A 17,838-nucleotide genomic window follows, 5' to 3' on the forward strand; every position below is an offset into this window, starting at 1 on the left:
ACGCGACGCACGAGGAGCACCCCGTTGTCCGATCAGACCGCCGACAGCCCGCCGCCGGACGTCCGGCCGACGCTGGAGGCGGTGGCCGCACGGGCCGGGGTCTCCCGGGCGACGGCCTCACGGGTCGTCAACGGCGGCGCGGGGGTCCGGCCGCACCTGGTGGAACGGGTGAACGTGGCGGTGGAGGAGCTCGGCTACGTACCGAACCACGCGGCCCGCACCCTGGTGACCCGGCGCAACGGCGCGGTCGCCGTCATCATCGACGAACCGGAGTTCCGCGTCTTCTCGGACCCGTTCTTCTCCCGGCAGATCCGTGGGATCAGTCGCGAACTCGTGCTGCACGACGTCCAGTTGGTATTGCTGCTGGTGGAGGGCAGTGGCGACTTCGACCGGGTGTCGCGCTATCTGGCGGGCGGGCACGTGGACGGCGTCCTCGCCTTCTCGCTGCACACGGACGACGAACTCCCCGCCGTCATCGGGCGGTTCCGCGTCCCGGTGGTCTACGGCGGCCGGCCGGGGCCCGGGGACCCCGCGCCGGACGTCGGGTACGTCGACTGCGACAACCGGGGCGGTGCCCGCCAGGCGGTGGCCCACCTCGTCTCCCTCGGCCGCCGGCGGATCGCCCACATCGCGGGCCCGGTCCACCAGACCTCGGCGCTCGACCGGGCCGAGGGCTACCGCGCCACGCTGCCGGACGGCCTCCCCGCGCTGATCGAGGAGGGCGACTTCACCGCGGAGGGCGGCGCCGCCGCCATGTCCCGGCTGCTGGAGCGGGAACCGGCGGTGGACGCCGTCTTCGTCGCCAACGACCTGATGGCCTCGGGCGCGCTGCGGGCCCTGGCGGAGCACGGCCGCAGGGTGCCCGAGGACGTGGCGGTGGTCGGCTTCGACGACATGGCCCCGGTGGCGGAGACCACCGCCCCGCCGCTCACCACCGTGCGCCAGGACGTGGAGGGCATGGGCCGCCTGATGGTGCGCCGGCTCATGCGCAGGCTGGACGAGGGGCCCGGAGCGGACGCGTCCCCGGTGATCACCCCGACCGAACTGGTCCTCCGGGGCTCCGCCTGACCCCCCGGCCCTCTCGGACCTCTCGGCCCTCTCCGCCCTCTCGCCTCCGGGCGGCCCGCCGGGCCTCCCTGGCCATCGGCAGATACCGGAGCCGCTCGGGCAGGGCGGGCACCACGAGGCGGACCACCGTGCAGAAGCGGCGCAACGCCCTCTCCTGCTCCGCCGACCAGGGCAGGCCGATCGCTTCGCGGGCGTCCGGCGGCATCAGGCCCACGGTCAGGAACCGGCGGAACCGGGCCAGCGGCGGCAGCACCACCGGCCACAGGGCGCGGGCCGCGATCCGCAGGGGCAGCGGCCCGCGGTCCGGCGGCGGCACGGGCCGGTCGGTGGCGACCAGGTCGTCGACGACGGCGGTCCGCTCGATCTCCTCGGCGAGCATCCTGCGGTAGTACGGCCAGAACTCCTCGACGGTCTGCGGCATGTCCCGGTCGCGGATGCCCAGGACCCGCCCGACCCGGAGCCACTCGGCGTACAGCGCCCGCTCCTGTGCCGCGGTGAGCGGGCGGACCAGATAGCGGGCGGCGTGCTGGTAGACGGGGAAACCGGTGGCGTGCACCCAGGCGTAGTTCGCCGGGGTGAGCGCGTGGTAGCGGCGGCCCCGGGTGTCGGTGCCGGCGATGGTGCGGTGCAGGACGCGGAGCCTGCGCCCCTCCTCGGCGGCGGCCGGCCCGCCGTACACCCAGAGTTGGAGGGAGCGCAGCGAGCGTTCGCCGCGGCCCCACGGGTCGGTGCGGAAGACGGAGTGCTCGTCCACGCCGGCCCCGACGGCGGGGTGGGCGACCTGCAGGGTGAGGGCGGCGGGCAGCATCAGGAGCCCCCGTACGTCCCCGGCCAGGCTCCAGAGCACACCGCCGCGCGGGGGCGGCGGCGGGTCGGCGCGCCTGGTGTCCGCGCGGCTCATGGGCAGCTCCCGGGGTGGAGGGACGGGGCGGGGCCGGTCGGTTCCAGTATGCGGCGGGGCCGAGGGCCGCCACGACGCCGCGATGCGGCCCTGCGGACCGGTCAGCCCACGTCGTACACCGTGACCGGGACGCCGCGGGCCGTCAGGCGCTCGGCTATCAGCGGCTCGATCCGCGACCAGGTGCCGCCGGCCAGGCCGCAGCCGATGCGGGGCATGTGCACGGACGCCCCCAGTTCGGCGGCCTTCACCGCGACGGCCGCGAGGCCCGCGTCGATCGCCTCGTACCGCACCGGCACGCCCTTGCTGCCCCGGCGCAGGCCGCGCTGGCCGATCAGGTTGGCCACCCACAGGAACGGTCCGACCGGCACGAACTGGACCGCGCCCAGCCCGAAGTCGTTCCCCACCCGCTCCCGGTGCCAGCGGCGGTACGCGGCCTCCGGCTCGGGCCGGCGCCGGGACACGGCGAGCACGAACCCCTTGCCCCAGCCGCCCAGGTCGTTGCAGACGTGCACGATCAGCTTGACGCCCTCGCCCCCGGGAGCCGTCGCGTCACCCGTGACGTACGCGATGTCAGTCATGGAAAAGAGCGTACGACCCGCCTCCGACAGTCCTCGCGGAGACGGCCGCGGCTCTTTCACCACTGTGGTGAGACAGCAATACTGTTGCACCCGGCCGATCCCCTGGCCCGCATCACCCCAGCAACGAGGAGCAGACATGGCGACCGCGTCCGAGGAGCCGACGCTCACCGTCGACGAACTGGCGGCCCGCGCGGGGGTGACCGTGCGGACGGTTCGCTTCTACAGCACGCGGGGGCTGCTCCCGCCGCCGGTGATCGGGCCCCGCCGGGTGGGGCGTTACGGCTCGGCACACGTGTCGCGGCTGGCGCTGATCGAGGAACTCCAGCACCAGGGCATGACGCTGGCGGCGATCGAGCGCTATCTGGAGCAGTTGCCGCCGGATCTCAGCGCACGCGATCTCGCCATCCACCGGGCGCTCGTGGCGTCCTGGGCGCCGGACCAGGCCGAGGACATGAGCCGGGCCGAGCTGGAGAAGCGGGCGGGCCGGACCCTGTCCGAGCAGGACGTCGACCGGCTGGCGGCCATGGGGGTGCTGGAGCGCTCGCGCACGCCGGACGACGAGGTGCACCGGGTCGATCCGGGGCTGCTGCGGCTCGGGGTGGAACTGCTGGACGTGCCGATCGCGCACGAGACGATCCTCGCCGCGCGCACGGTCCTGATGGAGCACACCCGCTCGGCGGCCTACGAGTTGTCGCGGCTGTTCCGCACCGAGGTGTGGGGGCCCTACCGCGCGCGGGAGTCGGACCCGGAGCACGTGGAGGCGATGAAGTCGCTGTCGGCGCACATGCAGCCGATCGTGGTGCAGGCGCTGGTCACGGCCTTCCAGCGGTCGCTGCGGGAGGAGTTGCGGGCCTTCAGGGGGCCGGCCGCCCCGGGCTGAGGGGGCGGCTCGGGGGCCGGCCGGGCGGTGGAGGACCGCCGGACCGGCCGCCGGGTGTGCGTCCGCGGTGCGGAGTGGTGCGTCGGCGTCCGCCCGTGCGGACCCGTACGTGGGCGTCAGAGGGTGCGGGCGCCGTCCACGGTGGAGGTCACCGAGCCGGCGGTGGACGTGGCGGTCCCGGAGGCGTCGTCGACGAGCTGACCGAGGTCGCCGACGCCGTCCAGGACGCCCAGGCTGTGGGCCGGTTCGGCGGCGGCCGCGGCATCGCCGCCCGGGGGCGGGGAGATCGCGGCGATCACGGCCCCGGCGGCGAGGGAGACGACGGCCAGTACGCTTCGCTTCTTCATGACGGGTCCAACGACCCACCCGCCCGAAAGGCACGCCCCGTTTCCGCCGGGCCCGTTCGACGGCCCGGCGCGCCCGGCGCAGACGCGCGGAAGCCCCGCCGCCGGGGCGCCAGGGCGACCGTGCGGCGGGGCGTCCGTGCGGCGGGCGGCCGGTCCCCTGCGTGCCGGGCGCCCTCGCCGCCCCGCACGGGACCGCCCCCGAGGGGGCGTTCCTGCGGCGGGGCGTCCGTGCGGCGGGTCGCCCGGTCCCGCGCGGCGGGCGGGCCCGCCCGCGGGGATCAGTCGTGGAAGGTCTCGCCCTTCTCCGCCATCTCCACCAGGCGGGCCGGCGGCAGGAAGCGGTCGCCGTAGCGCGCCGCGAGCTCCTCGGCGCGCGCCACGAAGCCGGCGAGGCCGCCCTCGTACCCGTTGATGTACTGGAGGACGCCGCCGGTCCACGGCGGGAAGCCGATGCCCAGCAGGGAGCCGATGTTGGCGTCGGCGACGGTGAGCAGGACGTTCTCGTCGAGGCAGCGGACGCTGTCCAGCGCCTCGGAGAAGAGCATCCGCTCCTTCATGTCCTCGAACGGGATCGCGTGGTCGGAACGGGTGTAGTGCTCGCGCAGCCCCGGCCAGAGACCGGTCCGCTTGCCGCTCTCGTCGTACTCGTAGAAGCCCGCGCCGCCGCTGCGGCCGGGGCGGCCGAACTCGTCCACCATGCGGTCGACCAGATCGTCGGCCGGGTGCGGGGTCCAGGTGCCGCCCGCCTCCTCGACCGCGCGCCGGGTCTCGACGCGGATCTTGCGGGGCAGGGTGAGCGTCAGCTCGTCCATCAGCGACAGGACCTTCGCCGGGTAGCCCGCCTGGGCCGCGGCCTGCTCGACCGACGCGGGCTCGACGCCTTCGGCGACCAGGGCGACGCCCTCGTTGATGAAGTGGCCGATGACGCGCGAGGTGAAGAAGCCGCGCGAGTCGTTGACGACGATCGGGGTCTTCTTGATGCGGCGGACCAGGTCGAAGGCGCGGGCCAGCGCCTCGTCGCCGGTGCGCTCACCCTTGATGATCTCGACCAGCGGCATCTTGTCGACCGGTGAGAAGAAGTGCAGGCCGATGAAGTCGTCCGGGCGCTCGACGCCCTCGGCGAGCACCGTGATGGGCAGCGTCGAGGTGTTGGAGCACAGCAGCGCGTCGGGCTCGACGACGTGCTGAATCTCCTGGAACACCTTGTGCTTGAGGGCGGTGTCCTCGAAGACCGCCTCGATCACGGCGTCGCAGCCGGCCAGGTCGGCCGGGTCGGCGGTCGGGGTGATCCGCGCCAGCAGCTCGTCGCGCCGCGCCTCGGTGGTGCGTCCGCGCGAGAGGGCCTTGTCGAGCAGTTTCTCGCTGTACGCCTTGCCCTTGGCCGCGGCCTCTGCCGTGACGTCCTTGAGGACGACCTCGATCCCGGCGGCGGCGCAGGAGTAGGCGATGCCCGCGCCCATCATCCCGGCACCGAGGACGGCGACCTTGGTGACCTGGCGTTCCTCGACGTCCTTGGGGCGGCTGGCACCGGAGTTGACGGTCTGCAGGTCGAAGAAGAACGCCTGGATCATGTTCTTCGAGACCTGGCCGGTGACCAGTTCGGTGAAGTAGCGGGCCTCGATGGTCTGCGCGGTCTCGAAGTCGACCTGCGCGCCCTCGACGGCCGCCGCGAGGATGTTGCGCGGGGCCGGCATCGGGACGCCCGCGAGCTGCTTGCGCAGGTTGGCGGGGAAAGCCGGGAGGTTGGCGGCGAACCGGGGGCTGGCGGGGGTGCCGCCGGGGATCTTGTATCCCTTGACGTCCCAGGGCTGCTGCGACTCGGGGTGGGCGTCGATGAAGGCGTGCGCCTTCTCCATCATCTCCTCGGGCGTGGCGGCCAGTTCGTGCACGAGGCCGTTCTCCAGCGCGCGGGCGGGGGTGTACCGGGTGCCCTGGAGCAGGACCTTGAGCAGCGCGTCGGCGATGCCGAGCAGCCGTACGGTACGGGTGACGCCGCCGCCCGCCGGGAGCAGCCCGAGGGTGACCTCGGGGAGGCCGATGCGGGAGCCGGGGGCGTCGAGGGCGACGCGGTGGTGGGCGGCGAGCGCGATCTCGTAGCCGCCGCCGAGCGCGGTGCCGTTGACGGCGGCGACGACGGGCTTGCCGAGGGTCTCGATGCGCCGCAGCGCCTTCTTGACCGCGACCCCGCCGGTGTAGGCCTGCTGCGCGTCCTGCGGCCCCATCCGGATCATGTCCTTGAGGTCGCCGCCGGCGAAGAAGGTCTTCTTGGCGGAGGCGTAGATGATGCCGCGGATGGTGTCCTTCTCGGCCTCGGCGCGGTCGGCGACCGCCTCGATGGACCGGATGAACCCCTGGTTCATGGTGTTGGCGGACTGGTCGGGGTCGTCGAGGACGAGCGTGACGACTCCGGTCCCGTCCTGTTCCCAGCGGATGGTCGTGCTCTCGGTCATTGCTGTCTTCTCCGTAGGCAGGCGGTGGGCGGGGAGGGCCGGGGGCCGGTCAGACGCGTTCGACGACGGTGGCGATGCCCATGCCGCCGCCCACGCAGAGGGTGACCAGGCCGTAGCGGAGGTCGCGCCGTTCCAGTTCGTCGACGATGGTGCCGAGGATCATCGCGCCGGTCGCACCGAGCGGGTGGCCGAGGGCGATGGCGCCGCCGTTGACGTTGACCTTGTCCAGGGAGATCCCCATGTCCTTGACGAAGCGCAGCACCACGCCGGCGAACGCTTCGTTGATCTCGACGAGGTCGATGTCGTCGATGGTGAGCCCCGCCTTGGCGAGCGCCTTGCGGGTGGCGGGGGCGGGACCGGTGAGCATGATGGTGGGCTCGGACCCGGAGACCGCCGCGGAGACGATGCGGGCGCGCGGGGTGAGGCCGTAGCGCTCGCCGACCGCCTGCGAGCCGATGGCGACGAGGGCCGCGCCGTCCACGATGCCGGAGGAGTTGCCGGCGTGGTGGACGTGGTCGATCTTCTCGATCCAGTGGTACTTCTGCAGGGCGACGGCGTCGAAGCCGCCCATCTCGCCGATGGCGGCGAACGAGGGCTTGAGCGCGGCGAGCGAGTCGGCGGTGGTGCCGGGGCGCATGTGCTCGTCGTGGTCCAGCACCAGCAGGCCGCTGCGGTCCTTCACCGGGACGACGGAGCGGGCGAAGCGCTCCTCCTTCCAGGCGGTCGCGGCGCGCTCCTGGGAGAGGGCGGCGTACTCGTCGACGTCGCGGCGGGAGAAGCCCTCGATGGTGGCGATGAGGTCGGCGCCGATGCCTTGGGGGGCGAAGCCGGTCTCGTAGTTGGTCATCGGGTCCATGGCCCAGGCGCCGCCGTCGGAGCCCATCGGGACGCGGGACATGGACTCGACGCCGCCCGCGAGGACGAGGTCCTCCCAGCCCGAACGTACCTTGGCGGCGGCCAGGTTGACCGCTTCCAGGCCCGAGGCGCAGAAGCGGTTCTCCTGGACGCCCGCGACGGAGTCGGGCAGTCCGGCGGCGATGGCGGCGATCCGCGCGATGTCGGAGCCCTGGTCGCCGAGCGGGCTGACCACGCCGAGCACGATGTCGTCGATGGCGGCCGGGTCGAGGCCGGGGAAGCGGTCGCGGATCTCGTGGATGAGGCCGACGACCAGGTCGATCGGCTTGGTGCCGTGCAGGGCCCCGTTGGCCTTGCCGCGACCGCGCGGGGTGCGGATCGCGTCGTAGACGAACGCTTCGGTACTCAAGTCAGCAGCCTTTCGAGGGGTGTCCGGGAGGAGGGGTCAGGCCAGCAGGGAGCGGCCGATGATCTCCTTCATGATCTCGGTCGTTCCGCCGTAGATGGTCTGGATGCGGCCGTCGGTGAAGGCCTTGGCGACCGGGAACTCGTTCATGTAGCCGTATCCGCCGTGCAGTTGCAGGCAGCGGTCGGCGACCCGCTTCTGCAGTTCGGTGGCCCACCACTTGGCCATGGAGGCGTCGACGGCGCTGAGCGTACCGGCGGTGTGCTCGGTGATGCACCGGTCGAGGAAGGCACGGGTCACGGCGCATTCGGTGGCCATCTCGGCGATCTCGAACCGGACGTGCTGGAGCTTGGCGAGCGGCCTGCCGAACGCCTCACGCTCCTTGACGTACCGGGTGGTGATCTCCAGCAGGTGCTCGGCGCCGGAGATGGCCGCGACCGCGATGCCCATGCGCTCCTGCGCGAGGTTGGTCATCAGGTGCAGGAAGCCGCCGTCGAGCTCGCCGAGGAGGTTCTCCTTGGGCACGCGCACGTCGTTGAAGAAGAGTTCGGCGGTGTCCTGGGACTTCTGGCCGATCTTGTCGAGGTTGCGGCCGCGCTCGAAGCCCTCGGTCCCGCGCTCGACGACGAGGAGGGACAGCCCCTTGGCGCCGCCCTCCGGCGTGGTCCTGGCGACGACGATCACCAGGTCGGCGAGGATGCCGTTGGAGATGAACGTCTTGGAGCCGTTGAGCACCCAGTGGCCGCCCCGGTCCTCGGCGGTGGTGCGGATGCCCTGGAGGTCGGAGCCGGCGCCGGGTTCCGTCATGGCGATGGCGGTGATGATCTCCCCGGAGCAGTAGCCGGGCAGCCAGCGGCGCTTCTGCTCCTCGGTGGCCAGCCCGGTGAGGTAGGGGCCGATGATGTCGTTGTGCAGGCCGAGGGCGAGTCCGCTGACGCCGGCGCGGGTGAACTCCTCCGCCATCACGGCGCTGTAGCGGAAGTCCTCGGTTCCGCCGCCGCCGTACTCCTCCGGGACGGCGAGACCGAGCAGCCCCTGCCGCCCGGCGGCGAGCCAGGCCTCGCGGGAGACGATGCCGTCCTTCTCCCACTGCGCGTAGTGCGGCAGCACCTCCTTGTCGAGGAAGGTGCGGACGGTGGCGCGGAACGCCTCGTGCTCTTCGGTGTAGATCTGCCGCTGCACTCATTCCCCCTGGGGTGGGTTCTCGACGGTGGTGTCCGGCCGGGCCGGGGCGCCGCCCGTGCGGGGCGGCTGCGGGACGTCGGTCATGCGGGAGCGCCGGGCGCGCCCGCGGTGGTGGTGCGCAGGGACGGCACGTCCCAGTCCGCCGCGACGGACCCGGTGTCGGCTCCGGGCAGCGCGGGTCCGGTGCGTACGGATGCGGGCGTGCCGGAGAAGCGGGGCGCGGGGGCGGGCTGGTGCACGCCGTCGCGCTCCACGAAGGTGCCGCGGGCCGCGAGGTGCGGGTGGTGCGGGGCCTCGCGGAGCGAGAGCACGGGGGCCACGCAGGCGTCCGTGTGCTCGAAGGCGGCGGTCCACGCGGCGCGGTCGCGGGTCAGGAAGCGCTCGGCGATGGCGGCGCGCAACTCCTCCCACCGGGAGGGGTCCTCGCGCGGGGGGATGTCCCCTTCGATGCCGAGCGTGGCGACGAACTCCCGGTAGAACGCCTCCTCCAGCGGGCCGACGGCCATGTACTCGCCGTCGGCGGTGCGGTAGGCGCCGTAGAAGGGACAGCCTCCGTCGAGCAGGTTGGCGCCGCGCCGGTCCTGCCAGGAGCCGGCCGACATCATGCCGTGGATCATGGTCGTCAGGTGGGCGGTCCCGTCGACGATCGCCGCGTCCACGACCTGTCCGCGTCCGCCGTCCGTGCGGGCGTGCTGGAGGGCGGCGAGGACGCCGATGACGAGGTAGAGCGATCCGCCCGCGTAGTCGCCGACCAGGTTGGCGGGGACCGTGGGCGCCTCGCCGGGGCGGCCGATCATGGAGAGGGCGCCGGTGAGCGCGATGTAGGCGATGTCGTGCCCGGCGCGCTCGGCGAGCGGGCCTTCCTGCCCCCAGCCGGTCATCCGCCCGTAGACCAGGCGCGGGTTGCGCGTGAAGCAGTGCTCGGGGCCCACGCCGAGGCGTTCGGCGACGCCGGGACGGTAGCCCTCGATGAGCACGTCGGCGCGCTCGGCGAGGTCGAGTACGGTCTCCGCGCCGCCCTCGGCCTTGAGGTCGACGAGCACGGACCGCTTGTTGCGGTTGGTCAGATCGGTGGCCGGGTCGATGCCGAGACCCGCCCCTCCCGGCCGGTCGACCCGGACCACGTCGGCGCCCAGATCGGCCAGCAGCATCGCGGCGAAGGGGCCGGGGCCGATGCCCGCCAGCTCCACCACGCGCACTCCGGCGAGCGGGCCGTTCCCTGTCGCGGTCATCGAGCCCCCAGTGGTTTGACACAACTGATGTAACAGCGATGATGCTAAGAACGTCGGCACCACCGCACAACCCTTTCGACATAGCGAACGCTCAGTAACCTTGCCTCGTCCGCCCGATCGACCGCCCGGCGACACTCCGTCAGCACCGGGCGCCGCCACCTCGCCGAGCCCTCCCGGAGGCACGCATGAACAGGCAGCACGGGCCCCAACGTCCCTTCGACCTCGTCCTTTACGGAGCCACCGGCTTCGCGGGCGCGCTCACCGCCGACTATCTCGCCCGCCACGCGCCCGAGGGCTTGCGCTGGGCCCTCGGCGGCCGTGACCGGTCGAAGCTGGAGCGGCTGCGCGCACGACTGCTGACCGGACACCCGCACCTAAAGGACGTCGCGTTGGCGGTCGCCGACGCGGACGATCCGGCGGCGCTGCGCGAACTGGCCGCCTCCACACGGGTGGTGGCGACGACTGTGGGTCCGTACCTCTGGTACGGCGGGGAACTCGTCGCGGCCTGCGCCGAGGCGGGCACGGACTACGCGGACCTGACCGGCGAGGGCGAGTTCGTCGACCGGACCTACGTCGCCCACCACGCCACGGCCCGCCGCTCCGGGGCGAGGATCGTGCACGCCTGCGGTTTCGACTCGGTGCCGCACGACCTCGGTGTGTACTTCACCGTGGGCCGGCTCCCCGAGGGGGTGCCGCTGTCGGTGGACGGGTTCGTCCGCACCAATGCCGTCTTCTCCGGCGGCACGCTCGCCTCGGCGCTGGCGGTCATGGGGCGCGGTCCGCAGCAGTGGGCGGCGGCGCGGCAGCGGCGCCGCCACGAGTCGGAGCCCGCCGGGCGGCGGGCTCGGTCCGCGCCGGGCGCACCGCACTTCAGCGCGGCGACGGGCACCTGGGCGCTGCCGCTGCCGACCGTGGACCCCCGCGTGGTGGAGCGGTCGGCGCGGGCGCTGGAGCGTTACGGCCCCGACTTCCGCTACCGGCACTTCGCCTCGGTGAAGCACCTGCCGGTGGCGGTCGGCGGGACCCTCGCGGCCGGGGCACTGGTCGGCGCGGCCCAGCTGCCGCCGGTGCGCGACTGGCTGACGGGGCGCTACCAGCCCGGCCGGGGTCCGGACGAGCGGCGCAGGGAACGGAGCTGGTTCACCGTCAGGTTCGTCGGCGAGGGCGGCGGACGGCGGGTGTACACCGAGGTCTCGGGCGGCGATCCGGGGTACGACGAGACGGCCCGGATGCTCGGGGAGTCGGCGCTCTGCCTCGCGCTGGACGATCTGCCGGACACCGCGGGCCAGGTCACCACGGCGGTGGCGATGGGCGACGCCCTGCTGGAGCGGCTGCGCGCTTCCGGCATGCGGTTCCGGGTCGCGGCCGAGCGGTAGCCCGGCGGACCGGCACGGACGGGGCGGTGCGGGGCGGCGGGGTGCGGACCGGGCGCCGTCAGCCCCTCGCTTCCCGCAGGGCCCGTCGGCACAGCGCGTCGGCCCTGCGGGTGGTCTCCGGCTGCCGGAACCCGCGGGCCAGGCCCAGCGTGTGCGCGCAGGCGGTGTCGAGCGTGACCCGGTGGCCGACGGAGACGAAGACGGGCTTGGTGCCGTCCCTGGTGCGCAGCGCGCGCCCGACCTCCTCCGCCCCGTCGAGCAGCGGGGCGCCGTCGCCGCGCCGGGGCCCCGGCTGCTCGTAGGAGAAGGTGAACGGGTTCTTCGCCACGCCGATGGCGGGCAGACCGGTGAGCACCCCGAGATGGCTCGCGAGACCGAAGCGGCGCGGGTGGGCCAGGCCGTAGCCGTCGCACACCACCAGCCCCGGGTCGACGGTGAGCGACTCCAGCGCGGCGAGCACGGTGGGCAGTTCGCGGAAGGCCAGCAGACCGGGGACGTACGGGAAGGTGACCCGGCCGGTCGCCGTGGCCTCCTCCACCACGTCGAGGGTGGCGGCGTCGAGCACGACGGCCGCCGCCACCACGAGGTCGCGCGCGTCGTCGTAGGCCACGTCCACGCCGGTCGCCCGGCCGGTACCGGGCTGCGGGCCGGAATCCGCCACGACCACCCGGGAGCGCAACCGGTCCTGGACGGCCCGCGCCTCCTCGGCGTCGGCGGGCAGCGGGAAGGTCGGCACGGCGGGTCAGTCTAGGCGACGGCCGGGACCGGACGGCCGCCGTCCGTCGGCCGCGACACGCCGGGGCGGCGGTGGCGGGTGGCGGACTCCCGCCGCGGGCCCGCGCCGCCCGCCGGGCCCCCGGCACGCGGGCCGGCGGCGGCGGATCACCGCCCCGGCGGAGGACCGCGCAGGTGAACCGGGGTGCGGCCCTGCCTCCCGCCGGTCGTCGCGCACGCCGACCGGGGTGCGCCGCCGGTTCCTGGGCAGACGAGGCGGAGAGGGGGGCTCCGTCCGGTGACGCAGCTCACGCCTTCGGTCAGTGCACGGATCGCGGGGTTCCGGCGTCTACTCCAGTGCCGGGAGCCGTTCATCCAGCCGTGAGAGGGAGCCAGGTCTTGTCCAGTGTCATCGAGCAGTCCGTGCAGGCCCGCATGGTCGCATCCGCTCCGCGGATGGAAACCCTTCCCGCCACCCTGAGTTACGACCGCGGCGATCCCTTCGCCGTCCGGATCGCGTTCCCGGCCCGTGCCACGCTCGAAGGCACCGAGGTGGCCTGGGAGTTCTCCCGGGAACTGCTCGCCCGGGGCCTGGACGGGCCGGCCGGTCTCGGGGACGTACGGGTGCGGCCGTTCGGCTTCGACCGGACCGTGCTGGAGTTCCACGCGCACGAGGGCGTGGCCATGGTCCACGTCCGCACCTCGGAACTGCGGCACTTCCTCGGGCGCGCCCAGAACCTGGTGCCGGAGGGCGAGGAGCACCGGTTCCTCGACCTGGACCGCAGCCTCACCGAACTGCTGGGCGGAGCCTGCTGACCCGCGGGGCCCGCCCGCCCCGCTCCCGGCGGCGCACGCCGTGCCCGCTCCCGTACGATGTGCGCCCCGTGCCCCCGCCCACCGCCCCGCGGCGCGCTCCCGCGCGCGCCGGGGCCGTCCCGCCGGGCCGTGACCGTCCGCCGAGACGGGTGAGGCCGCCGGAGAGGGGAAGGCGGGTTGGCGGAGGGCTTACCCTCGCTTAACCTACGGACACGTAACCTACGTATCCGTAGGTAATTCTCCCGTCCCCAGGAGCACCCGTGACGATCACCTCCCCCAGCCTCGGCCGTTCGCAAGCATGGACCGACGCCCAGTTGCTCTATGCGCTGGAAGAGGTGGTGGAGAAGGAACTCAACCGGCATCTCAAGGTCGCCAAGGACTGGATGCCGCACGAGTACGTGCCCTTCTCCGACGGCCGGAACTTCACCGGGATCTTCGAGGACGGCGAGGCGTGGGCGCCCGACCAGTCCAAGGTGACCGACATCGGCAAGATCGCGCTGGTCGTCAACCTCCTCACCGAGGACAACCTGCCCAGTTACCACCACGAGATCGCCAGCCTGTTCGGCCGCGACGGCGCGTGGGGCACCTGGGTGCACCGCTGGACCGCCGAGGAGGGCCGCCACGGCATCGTGATGCGCGACTACCTGCTCACCTCGCGCGCCGTCGACCCGGACAAGCTGGAGCAGTTCCGGATGGCGCACATGGCGGAGGGGTTCGAGTCCGACAACCGCCACTCGATGCTGCACTCCGTGGCGTACGTCGCGTTCCAGGAGCTGGCCACCCGGGTGTCGCACCGCAACACCGGCCACCAGTCGGGCGACCCGGTCTGCGACCGGATGCTGGCGCGGATCGCGACCGACGAGAACCTGCACATGGTCTTCTACCGCAACCTGCTGGGCGCTGCCTTCGAGCTCGCCCCCGACCTCACGATGCAGGCGGTGCGGGACGTGGTGGTCAACTTCCGGATGCCCGGCCACGGCATGCCCGGCTTCGAGCGGGCCGCCGCGCAGATGGCGATCGGCGAGATCTACAACCTGCGCATCCACCACGACGACGTGATCCAGCCGGTGCTGCGCTACCTCAAGGTCCTCGACATCGACGGGCTGGGCCCGGAGGGGCTGAAGGCGCAGGAGGAACTGGGCCTGTTCATGGGCGGTCTGGACGGCGAGGCGTCGAAGTTCGACGAGAAGCTGGCCGCGCGGCGCGTCCGCATGGCCGCCCGGGGCCGCTGACCCCCGCACCGCCCCCGGACGAACGCCGCCGCCCGCCGGTCCACCGGCGGGCGGCGGCGTGTCCGGCCCCCGGTCCTCGCCGCGGTGGTCCCGCGGACACGGCGAGGCCGGCCCTCGCCCACGCCGCGCCGGTTCTCGTGCACGCGCTCCGGGCCGGTGTCACTCCGAAGCGACGGTTCTCGCACGCGACCGGGGCCGGTATCGGCCCGTCGCCCTCGCACGCGACCGGGTTCGGTGTCACTCCGTCGCCGTCGCCGTCGCCCTCGCACGCGACCGGGGCCGGTGTCACCCCGTCGCCGTCGCCTCGCACGCGACCGGGGTCGGTGTCACTCCGTCGCCGTGGCCTCGCACGCGACCGGGTCCGGTGTCACTCCGTTGCCGTGGCCACCGCGTGACCCGCGTCCCGCACGTCCGGTTCGGCGTGGTGACGCACCATCCTGAGCTGGGTGCGCCACTCCCCCGGCCAGCCCGCCCGCCGGCCGCAGGCCACGGTCAGCGCGGCGCCGAACAGGCCCTGAACCACCGAACCGTCGGCGGTGAGCCGGGCCGCGACCGTGAGCAGCGGTCCGGGCGCGGCCCCGCCGGCCCGGTGCGCCGCGTCGACCCGCCGGCCCAGCCCGCCCGCGGTGGCCCCGGCGAGCGCCGGCCGGCGCTCGTGCAGCGCCGCCAGCCGGACCAGCTCCGCGTGCGTGTCGTCGGGGTCGCCGTCCAGGTCCACCGCGGCCAGCAGCAGCGCGACGGCGTGCGGGACGAGGTCCCGGTACCCGGCGGCCACTTCCGCCGCCCCGGTCACCACCTGCCGGTCCGGCGCCCCGCCCCGGCCGCCGCGCACCGCGAAGTGACGGTGCAGCAGCGCGGCCAGGGCCGCGAACCGCTGCCGGGCGGGCCGGTCCCGCTCCGCTCCGGCGTCGTCCGCGGTGTCGGTGGCGGCGAGGGTGCGGAGCGTACGGTGCAGCGCCCCGGCGGCGGCCGGTCCGGTGAACGCGGCGGAGGCGAGGGCGCCGGCCGCCTGCCGCCACGTACCGCGCCGGTCCAGGTCGGTGACGGCGGCCACCAGCACCTCGACGCCCTCCGGGTCCCACGGCGCCCACTGGGCGAGCGCGGGGAACGCCTCGCGGGCGGTCTCCGGGTCGTCGGTGGCTCCGACCTCCCGCACCAGCCGGGCGAACCGGGGCCGGTGGACCTCCGCGAGCTGCACCGGGTGGGCGCGCAGGACGGCCGCCCGCAGCACGGGTTCACCGGCGGCGGCGTCGGCGAGGATCTCCCAGGCGCGTTCCTCTCCCGGCAGTTCCACGGCGAACGCCACGCAGGCGGCGCGCACGTCCCGGTGCTGGCCCTCGGCGGTGTAGGCCCCGGCGAGCAGGGCGGCGGCCCGCGCGGCGGGCAGCCGGACGGCCGCGAGCCGCACCATCTCCTTGCGGCTGGTCACCTTGCCGGTGCCGGGTGCCAGCCGTTCCGCCAGCACGGTCGCCAGCTTCGACGGCGGTACGTGGCGGGAGGCGCGGGAGAACGCGTACACCGCCACCCGGGCGCGGTCGTCGCCGGTGTGCGCCAGCAGATCCGGCAGGACGTCGGCCGGGCGGTCCGTCCGGGCCAGCGCGGCGAGCGCAGCCTCCGCGAGCTCGGTGCCGGTCGCCCGGCTCCAGCGCCGCAGGGCCCCCGCCCCGATGCCCGGCAGCGCCGCGAGACCGGCGACCGCCGCGACGCGGGCGTGCGTCGGCAGCCGTTCGTCGGCCGCCGCGTCCGCCAGCCCGTCGAGCGCCGCCCGGTGCTGGCGGGGCAGCCAGCGCACGGCGTCGTGGCCCGGGGCCGGAGTGCGTTCGCCGGGGCGGGTCACGAACCGGCCCAGCGGCAGCGGCCTGCCGAGGAAGCCGTCCAGCAGGTCGGTGCGGCGGGTGGCGAGGACGTGCCACACGGCGGGCAGCGCGGCGGCCGACCGGTCCCGGTCCAGCACCAGAGCGACCCGCTCGTCACGGTGCGCGCGCGGCTCCAGCCAGAGTTCGACCGCGGGCCGGGCGTGCGCCGCGTCGCCGTAGTGCACCGCCTGGTGGAGGAGTTCCTGGAGTTCGGGCATGGCCGACGCGCGGCGGCCCACGGAACGGGCGAGGGACAGGGCGAGTCCGTAGTCGGATTTCTCGGCCCCCGCCTCCATCCAGGTCCGCAGCGCCTCGAACACCTGGTGTTCCTGTCCCCGGCGCAGGGTGCGGTCGAGTCGGCCGAGCCCCACCCGCCCGACGGAGCCGGAGATCCGCACCAGCACCCTCAGCGACCAGCTCACCAGCTCGCGCCGGCCCGTGACGGCGTGGGCGCGCAGGACCGCGACGGCCAGCGCCTCCAGCGCGGAGCGGGTCGCGGCGGAGGAGTCGCGGGCCTCCACGGCGTCGGTGGCGATCCGGTCCAGCAACGGTGCGCAGGCGTCCGTGAAGAGGCCGGGCGGGGTGGCGCGCAGGGCACGCAGGGCGGCGGAGCGGACCGGGTCCTGCTCGTTGCGCAGGGCGAGCAGGGCGTCCAGCACCGAGGCGACCGCGTCGGCGCGTCCGGAGCGGGCGGCGTTGCCGACGAGCGCCTGCCAGCCCAGCGCGCGGTCGTCGGCAGCGGGCCTGCGGGTGGCGGCGCGCAGCCGTTCGGCCACCTCGTCGGGCGGCAGGTAGGACTCGGCGAGCAGCACGGTGTTCTCCGGCGCGCCGGCGGACCGGGCGCGGTCGGCCGCGGTCCGGGCCACGGCGGCGACGGCGGACCGGGGCAGGGCGTCGAGGAGCGCGGTGTCGACGTGCTCGGGACGGGTCCGCCCGGCGTCGCCGGTCACCTCGGCGTGGAACGCGGCGCGGCGCGCGGGCGGCAGGGCCCGGAGCAGGCCCGCGAGGGTGGCAGAGTCGTCCCGTACGGCGTGGCCGAGCGCGGTGAGGCGGTCGGCCGGAGCCGTCCGGGCGAGGCGGCGCGACAGGCCGGCGCCGAGGATGCCGTGCCGGGGGAACGGCAGGCGGTCCGGGCCGAGGAACAGCCCGAGGAAGCGGCCGGGATCGGCGGTGACGAGCGGGCCGAGCCGGGAGAGCAGCGCGCCGGGCAGCCGGCTCGGACGGTGGCGTTCCAACAGGTCGAGCACCCGGTGCGGGAGGTACGGGGCGGCGGCCGCGACCCCGCGGTCGTGGCCGTGTCCCTGCCACCACTGGTCGTGGCGGCTGCCGGGCAGGGCGGCCAACTGGCGTTCGGCCTCGTCGAGATAGGGACCGGGGTGGCGCCGGCCGAGCGAGGACCAGCACGCGGCGGAGGCGAACAGGCCGGGCAGCAGGCGGCGTACGGTCTCCGGGGAGCAGCCGGGCAGCAGCCGGGCCGCCTCCACGTCTCCCCAGGTCGCGCGCAGCGGCTCGATCAGCCGGTCGGCGAGGCCGGTCCGGCGGCCGCCGACGACGGCGCGCAGCACGTGGGCGCGGACGGCGGCGGGGGCGTCCACCAGCGCCTGTTCGTAAGCGGAGTCCGGCACTCCGAGGCTGTCGGCGTGCCGCAGTGCCTGCCCGCGGACGTAGGGGTCGGGGTCGGCGAGGCGGGCGGCGATCCAGTCCCGGTCGCGCGCCACCGCCGCCGCGACGACCGCGAGCCCCCGTTCGTACGGCTCGCCGTCCTCCAGCTCCTCCAGCACGCCCTGCAGCACCCCGTCCTCGGCGAACCGCCGGGCCCGGGAGGCCAGAAGGCGTGTCCGCTCCGGATACGGCAGCGGGTCGAGGTCGTCGAGCAGGGCGCAGGTGAGGACGAGGGGCCGGTCGTCGGTCATGGCAGCGATTGTGCCGTGCGGGCCGGGCG

General features: G+C 74.6%; 14 protein-coding genes. 5 read left to right on the top strand and 9 right to left on the bottom strand.

The features are described from left to right. Positions 1-24 precede the first annotated feature (24 nt). Positions 25-1,068, top strand: coding sequence for a LacI family DNA-binding transcriptional regulator (locus Q0994_RS15625; RefSeq protein ID WP_299534639.1), 1,044 nt, complete (start codon positions 25-27; stop codon positions 1,066-1,068). Here Q0994_RS15625 and Q0994_RS15630 read toward each other — a convergent pair. Together Q0994_RS15630 and Q0994_RS15635 are read right to left on the bottom strand one after the other, a co-directional pair. Further along, positions 1,031-1,969 (bottom strand): oxygenase MpaB family protein, encoded by a 939-nt coding sequence (locus Q0994_RS15630; RefSeq protein ID WP_299534641.1) that lies wholly within the window; start codon positions 1,967-1,969, stop codon positions 1,031-1,033. The genes Q0994_RS15625 and Q0994_RS15630 overlap by 38 nt on opposite strands. Before the next feature lie 101 nt (positions 1,970-2,070). Next, positions 2,071-2,547 (bottom strand): macro domain-containing protein, encoded by a 477-nt coding sequence (locus Q0994_RS15635; RefSeq protein ID WP_299534643.1) that lies wholly within the window; start codon positions 2,545-2,547, stop codon positions 2,071-2,073. Positions 2,548-2,683: 136 nt separating this feature from the next. Between Q0994_RS15635 and Q0994_RS15640 the strand changes: the two genes are divergently transcribed. Beyond that, entirely contained in the window at positions 2,684-3,427 is a 744-nt protein-coding gene (locus Q0994_RS15640) for a MerR family transcriptional regulator (RefSeq protein ID WP_299534645.1), read from the top strand. Between the two features lie 116 nt (positions 3,428-3,543). Here the strand turns inward: Q0994_RS15640 and Q0994_RS15645 are convergent, their stop codons facing one another. The 5 genes from Q0994_RS15645 to Q0994_RS15665 form a co-directional block, all read right to left on the bottom strand. Next, positions 3,544-3,774 (bottom strand): hypothetical protein, encoded by a 231-nt coding sequence (locus Q0994_RS15645; RefSeq protein ID WP_299534648.1) that lies wholly within the window; start codon positions 3,772-3,774, stop codon positions 3,544-3,546. A gap of 278 nt (positions 3,775-4,052) precedes the next feature. Beyond that, the gene (locus tag Q0994_RS15650; protein WP_299534650.1) at positions 4,053-6,224 is read right to left on the bottom strand and encodes a 3-hydroxyacyl-CoA dehydrogenase NAD-binding domain-containing protein; all 2,172 of its coding nucleotides are present in this window, start codon (positions 6,222-6,224) and stop codon (positions 4,053-4,055) included. Between the two features lie 49 nt (positions 6,225-6,273). Then, the gene (locus Q0994_RS15655; protein WP_299534652.1) at positions 6,274-7,488 is read right to left on the bottom strand and encodes an acetyl-CoA C-acetyltransferase; all 1,215 of its coding nucleotides are present in this window, start codon (positions 7,486-7,488) and stop codon (positions 6,274-6,276) included. A gap of 36 nt (positions 7,489-7,524) precedes the next feature. Then, the gene (locus tag Q0994_RS15660; RefSeq protein WP_299534654.1) at positions 7,525-8,667 is read right to left on the bottom strand and encodes an acyl-CoA dehydrogenase family protein; all 1,143 of its coding nucleotides are present in this window, start codon (positions 8,665-8,667) and stop codon (positions 7,525-7,527) included. Positions 8,668-8,750: 83 nt separating this feature from the next. Next, positions 8,751-9,902: a CaiB/BaiF CoA-transferase family protein gene (locus Q0994_RS15665; protein ID WP_299534656.1), complete on the bottom strand. Its 1,152-nt coding sequence runs from the start codon at positions 9,900-9,902 to the stop codon at positions 8,751-8,753. 185 nt (positions 9,903-10,087) lie between these two features. Between Q0994_RS15665 and Q0994_RS15670 the strand changes: the two genes are divergently transcribed. Then, on the top strand, positions 10,088-11,278 hold the full coding sequence (locus Q0994_RS15670) for a trans-acting enoyl reductase family protein (protein WP_299534660.1): 1,191 nt from the start codon (positions 10,088-10,090) through the stop codon (positions 11,276-11,278). Between the two features lie 58 nt (positions 11,279-11,336). Here the strand turns inward: Q0994_RS15670 and Q0994_RS15675 are convergent, their stop codons facing one another. Continuing rightward, positions 11,337-11,999 (bottom strand): endonuclease V, encoded by a 663-nt coding sequence (locus Q0994_RS15675; protein WP_299534866.1) that lies wholly within the window; start codon positions 11,997-11,999, stop codon positions 11,337-11,339. Positions 12,000-12,391: 392 nt separating this feature from the next. Between Q0994_RS15675 and Q0994_RS15680 the strand changes: the two genes are divergently transcribed. Together Q0994_RS15680 and Q0994_RS15685 are read left to right on the top strand one after the other, a co-directional pair. Continuing rightward, positions 12,392-12,808, top strand: a complete 417-nt coding sequence (locus Q0994_RS15680; RefSeq protein ID WP_299534662.1) for an SsgA family sporulation/cell division regulator — start codon at positions 12,392-12,394, stop codon at positions 12,806-12,808. A 260-nt stretch (positions 12,809-13,068) separates the two neighbouring features. Then, positions 13,069-14,040, top strand: coding sequence for an acyl-ACP desaturase (locus tag Q0994_RS15685; RefSeq protein ID WP_299534665.1), 972 nt, complete (start codon positions 13,069-13,071; stop codon positions 14,038-14,040). Positions 14,041-14,407: 367 nt separating this feature from the next. Here Q0994_RS15685 and Q0994_RS15690 read toward each other — a convergent pair whose 3' ends face one another. Continuing rightward, complete coding sequence (locus tag Q0994_RS15690; RefSeq protein ID WP_299534667.1) at positions 14,408-17,809, bottom strand: hypothetical protein; 3,402 nt, start codon at positions 17,807-17,809, stop codon at positions 14,408-14,410. Positions 17,810-17,838 lie beyond the last annotated feature (29 nt).

Origin of the sequence: uncultured Streptomyces sp. (genome assembly GCF_947488945.1) — a bacterium.
Classification (GTDB): Bacteria; Actinomycetota; Actinomycetes; order Streptomycetales; family Streptomycetaceae; genus Streptomyces.